Raw genomic sequence first — 5,035 nt, 5'->3', positions numbered from 1 at the left:
TTGCATAATCCCATCGTAACGAGGCGCTCGTTTTTGTTCAAACTCCAAATTATTCGTTTTACAGGAATTCTAACGGAGGTTAACTTAATGGTAAGTGGTATACTTTTAATTAAGGAACAGTTATTTGAAAGGAAAGTGGGTCCTCAAATGGACAATGGAAGATATGAAGAAATTCAGGAGTATGATAAAGAATCTGCACTTCAGGAATTGAAGTCAAATGACGAGAATAGAATCGTYGAGGCTTTACTTGKACTTGCCCTTAATGAGCAGGACTGGAAGTGGGTTCAAGACATTTGTATGCAATTAAGCAGTCACAGTAGCCACAATGTTAGAGGAATTGCGGTACTTTGTTTTGGACACCTGGCGAGAATACATGGACAATTAGAAACTGAAAAAGTACTACCTATTGTCAAAAAGGCACTTAATGATTCAAATGATTTTGTAAAGAGTCACGCTAACAGTGCCTCAGAAGATATTCAATTTTTCTTGAAATAAAGCCGCGAATACGATTTATTACGCTATTGGAGAACGATAGTTCAAAGCACGACGGAGGAGATTGCACACGGCAACTGCTCTCTTTTTCATTAATCCAGCTGGTAGGATTACGTGGTGGGTTCTTCTTTGATATGATTAGGGAAAAGTTGGATGTAGGAAGGATGTGAGTATWGTGATTACCGAGTTGCGACAATGGGCWTTAGAGAACGAAATTGAAGAGAAAAGTATCAATGGATTTTGGTATTGCTTCAATAACTATAAAACTGAYAATCAAGAAGAATTTATCGAAGTGTTTGGTGMTGATTTTGAAAAGRACCAATTAAACATCCAACTAAAGAATATAGCTTTATTTATAGACGAATGGGATGCGACAAAGATATACGATTCAATTACATATGGATTTGATTATGTTGTGTCATACATTCCCATTGAATWCAGGAATAAAAAGATTGGTGTTTATCGAATGTTATTCAAATTAAGCGGWGAGTCGYTTGATGATTTCTTTGTGCTTGATTGAACTATCGARGAAMGAAAGTTATTGGATTAAGTCTTTATTGAATGGCAAACTCATTGCCATCATTAAAGACTATTCTAAGTGGATCTTGTTTTATCATGTAACGATTATTTAATAGTTGCTTTTTGATATGATAGCCCATCTTAAATTCATGAGTGTTTATTATCTTATAAGTCAGTGGCCCAGTCTTTTTCATTATAACTAATGAACTATATCTAATGGTTGGATAATTGAACTTTACAGTTGCAATTAGTTCAAGGTTTTCTTCTTTGATCGTGATTGGATGTAGTACACCTTCATTAAACATTTCACAGAAATTATATGCCATTACAGCTGCTACAATTGGAATACATGCAAATAATATTTTAACCCGTACACGTTTAGTTTTGAATATAGCTGGTGTAAAGATCAGAGCGATTATGAAAAACACAATCAGGGCAGGGAATAACCAGTATTCTGGCATAAGCCCCACAAAAATGATCTGATCCGAAGGTGTTATGTTATAACTTAATATGACTAAAAGACACATGATTATTTCAATTACAATGATTACCTTCATCCAGAATCGTGAACGATTTGTCAATGGGATAGCCTCCTTCTTTCATCCGTACATTGGAATAGAGACACATAATGTAATATATAGACAACATTTTCATCGATTTAGTTTCGGTCCTATGAAAAAATTAGGATATTCTTGCAGCAAACGATTTAGCACTATATCCTTTTACTTATGAGAAAAAAACTTGATGATAATTTAATATAGTTCCAAAAATGAAGATACAAAGTTTAGCATAAAAATTCTAAAGGCAATTCAAAGCTTGAACTAACTGGGAACTATAGCTTAATGTACAACGCGGCAGCCGGTATACGATCGGCTGCCTTTCGCTATTGAAGTAACGGGCAATTTAACGCAACAAACACTTCCAATTACTCGTATAGAAAGGGACCATACTTTTGGTATGCAGAGGAGGYAATAAATGAAGAATCAATTAAAAAGTAAAGTTATTGTTATTCTAATAATAATATCTTGTTGTATCCTCTTACTTTTATTTTGGTGGTTATATAATATGGTGATGAATACTCCAAATCCAATGGATCCGTGACCGATAGTTTAAATAAACTAAATTATTAAGCTACGAGACACTATAGCTTAATGAGAACTACAGATGGACGGATGCCGTTTTCCGTTCCATTGAGAAACGGGGGGAGTTGACACATGGACAAGGAGAAACAGGATCTAGAGAAAGCAAAAACGGTGTATGAAACAAGTGAGATCATAACGACGAATGTATACAAGGTCAGCTCGAAGCAGAAAGAGGAACTCGATCGTCTGTCAGCTGAAAGGCTCGAAAAGTTGCGCGAGGGGGCAATACCAATAATCCGCAAACGGTACGAGCAGCTGGTCAAGCTCCGAAAGCAACAGCCGAAGGTCGACGACGGTGGCAAGCCGCCTGGGGATTCCGCTAGCGGAGAACGTTAGCACCACGACATGAAGGCAACCGGCTACGCGATCGGTTGCCTTTGTTCGTTGAGGTAACGGGTAGCTACAACATTTGGTGAAATATTCTAGAAACTCATTTAGAAGAGTAAAGGACTGAATCAAATGAAATATGCGATGTGGCAAACTATCTACAACAAAGCAAACAATCAAACACCTCACGAGGAAATCGACGAGATGCTCTCTTCACTTGAAAACGGAATATGTAATTTATCGGATGATGAAATTACAGTTAAAGTGGGGTGTTTTATTCCCAGTCAAGGCTGTGAGGGTGCAGCGGATGGCTATTTAAAGTTGCTAGCTACTGTATCGCCGTTTCGAACCAACATAACCCAAAACCTTCTTATCATTGCACTTCAGCCTATTTATTATATGGGCTTTGAGGAGACAGAAAGCCTTTGTCAGTACATAGCCGCTGTCGCAAGAGATGGACGTTATTTAAATAAAGCTCAGCAAAAAGTGCTTGCGGATTTAGCCACAAAAAAAACACTTATCGAATCTGCCTTTACCACGATGCTTCAGTTTGAAAAAACGTATTAATAAAGCATCARAAAGGGGAGATGCACGATGAGGTATGATTAAGCTAAAGGGGAACTTTAGTTGAATACAACATGGAGCAGATTGCTATCGGAGGATTTAAATGCATAAAAGCATTCATTGGCATGCGTTTTTCAAAGTGAATACTGAGGAAAAGGCTCGGAAATTACTCTCAAGATTTGAAGAAATTACTGAGACGAATGCTACCCTTACATCCTGTGAACGTTATTGGAAGGATTCCACTTTATTTGATGTTGGTTTTAGCACATCCATAAATGAGGAGGATATTTCTCATACCGTTTTCTTAACCCTAGTAATTGCTCAGAAATTGGCTTATGAATGGCAGATTACTGGTCCTTCCAATTCGGAATCGGGAATATGGGAATTTCGTGGACTAACCACTAAAACAAAAGTTACTGGTATCGAATGGATTCAGTTTAGGATAGAAACCGAACTATCATTCAACTAACGAGGAACTTTAGTTGAATACCACATGGAGCAGATTGCGATCGGGCAGCTGCTCCATTTTTCATTAAGCTAAAGGGCAGTTTAACGTGGTTAAAAAGTGATAGAACTCTTTAATTTTTGCGCATTGGAGGGTATCATATAGAAGAAAAATTCAAATTAGKGGCAGTTCTTATGGCTAGTAAGATAGATACAATTTGCGAAATTACTTATAGTCTGGCATGGTCTGATATACCAAAAAATCAAATTAAGAGGTCTTATAATAAGCTGAGTAAATTAACTCGTGAAGTATGGATGGAATCTCATTCTGAGTTATTAAGAAGATTAGGAGCGTTACAGCATCCTGCAGCAGATTATCAGCTTTTTTGGTTTGAATGCATGGATGGTCCTCAGATAGGTCCGAAACTGCATGACTTAACAGGGATGCCATTTGGCTTACCATATCACAGCTTACCAACGGATTATAATGAAAATCCTCGCGGGACACATGACTCTAAAATTAGGAGCATTCGGTATGATGATCAAAATCTTTTTATAGATATCCTTTTGGATTCATGGCACCATAAATTTGCGGAGTTAACCTTTGTTAACGTCAGTCATTACGTCTACCAAGAAGAAAATACAGTAATCGAGTTTGATTTGGAGAGCATCAGGGATGTCACTATGTTATCAGACGGAGAAGCCCCCGTTATTGATTTTTGTCTTAAACATCTGAGAATCCAAAAAAATGAGATGATTCTTAACAAGAGATTGTTTTACTTGTTCTTTCCCTCCGCAGCGATCTACATCTTTGCTGATTCYTGGTCGATGAAGACTTTCTAGTCAATTATGTCCTGGGATTACGCTAACGGAGAACTTTAGTTGAATACAACATGGAGCAGATTGCGATCGGGCAGCTGCACATTTTCATTAAGCTAACTGGCAGTTATGCTTAATGAAACTGTGTTAAAATGGAAAAAACGCATATGGGAGTGGATGGTCAAATGAGTTCTTTGGCCTTGTTAAAACAATCGAAGGTAAAATATCTGCTACTACTCCCTTCCTCCGTTGTTACAATAATTGTTCTTTTTAGCTCTTACGTTTTGATATTCGGTTTCGAATATCAACATCGCTTTAGAGAAGAGTACATTGGTCCAAGTGCAAACTCAAAAGTGATTGGGGTTGGAATTGTTGTTGGTTATCTCATACTGACCTTTATATTGACATGGTTCTATAACCGAGACATAAGCGAAACATTAACGAGGATATTTAGATCGTTGTTTAATACCTTAGTGATCGCTATTGTGGGGATTTTATCAAGTCTTCCGTTGCTCTTTCCAGCGTACTATTCTCTTTTAAGCTAACTGGAAACTTTAGTTGAATTCAACATGGAGCAGATTGCGATCGGGCAGTTGCTCCATTTTTCATTAAGCTAAGGGCAGGATAACGTGACGGTCTCTTAAAAAGTAAGCAAAGATGCTAGTTAACAGTTGTCGGCTCGGCTTGGCCGCTTCAAGGGAAGGGTCTCAGCAAGCGTCTCAGCAAGC

Annotated in this window: 6 protein-coding genes and 1 pseudogene; 6 read left to right on the top strand and 1 reads right to left on the bottom strand. The window is 37.7% G+C overall.

All coding sequences use genetic code 11. The annotated features are described in order from the left end of the window. Positions 1–495, top strand: a pseudogene (locus tag AB4Z33_RS30255) (hypothetical protein); the annotation flags it as partial. A 551-nt stretch (positions 496–1,046) separates the two neighbouring features. On the opposite strand, the gene AB4Z33_RS30250 reads toward AB4Z33_RS30255, so the two are convergent. Beyond that, positions 1,047–1,592 carry a hypothetical protein gene (locus AB4Z33_RS30250; RefSeq protein WP_442053453.1) on the bottom strand — a complete coding sequence of 182 codons (546 nt, stop codon included), beginning with the start codon at positions 1,590–1,592 and terminating at the stop codon, positions 1,047–1,049. Positions 1,593–2,225: 633 nt separating this feature from the next. On the opposite strand from AB4Z33_RS30250, the gene AB4Z33_RS30245 reads away from it, so the two are divergent. From AB4Z33_RS30245 to AB4Z33_RS30225, 5 genes are all read left to right on the top strand, one after another. After that, a complete protein-coding gene (locus AB4Z33_RS30245) occupies positions 2,226–2,489 on the top strand; it encodes a hypothetical protein (protein ID WP_442053452.1) in 264 nt (87 codons plus the stop codon). 123 nt (positions 2,490–2,612) lie between these two features. Then, the gene (locus AB4Z33_RS30240) at positions 2,613–3,047 is read left to right on the top strand and encodes a hypothetical protein (protein ID WP_442053451.1); all 435 of its coding nucleotides are present in this window, start codon (positions 2,613–2,615) and stop codon (positions 3,045–3,047) included. Between the two features lie 100 nt (positions 3,048–3,147). Then, positions 3,148–3,513: a hypothetical protein gene (locus AB4Z33_RS30235; protein WP_442053450.1), complete on the top strand. Its 366-nt coding sequence runs from the start codon at positions 3,148–3,150 to the stop codon at positions 3,511–3,513. Between the two features lie 170 nt (positions 3,514–3,683). After that, complete coding sequence (locus AB4Z33_RS30230; protein WP_442053449.1) at positions 3,684–4,331, top strand: hypothetical protein; 648 nt, start codon at positions 3,684–3,686, stop codon at positions 4,329–4,331. 128 nt (positions 4,332–4,459) lie between these two features. Beyond that, the gene (locus tag AB4Z33_RS30225; protein WP_442053448.1) at positions 4,460–4,852 is read left to right on the top strand and encodes a hypothetical protein; all 393 of its coding nucleotides are present in this window, start codon (positions 4,460–4,462) and stop codon (positions 4,850–4,852) included. Positions 4,853–5,035 lie beyond the last annotated feature (183 nt).

It is taken from the genome of Paenibacillus sp. 2TAB19 (assembly GCF_052115185.1).
Taxonomy (GTDB): domain Bacteria; phylum Bacillota; class Bacilli; order Paenibacillales; family Paenibacillaceae; genus Pristimantibacillus.
Note: the sequence above shows the minus strand (reverse complement) of the source record. Positions and strands in the feature narration are given on the sequence as shown.

Excerpts from the sequence above, each read along its gene's own strand:
- AB4Z33_RS30225 (WP_442053448.1), top strand. The coding sequence starts at position 4,460 with ATGGAAAAAACGCATATGGGAGTGGATGGTCAAATGAGTTCTTTGGCC.
- AB4Z33_RS30235 (WP_442053450.1), top strand. The coding sequence starts at position 3,148 with ATGCATAAAAGCATTCATTGGCATGCGTTTTTCAAAGTGAATACTGAG.
- AB4Z33_RS30245 (WP_442053452.1), top strand. The coding sequence starts at position 2,226 with ATGGACAAGGAGAAACAGGATCTAGAGAAAGCAAAAACGGTGTATGAA.
- AB4Z33_RS30240 (WP_442053451.1), top strand. The coding sequence starts at position 2,613 with ATGAAATATGCGATGTGGCAAACTATCTACAACAAAGCAAACAATCAA.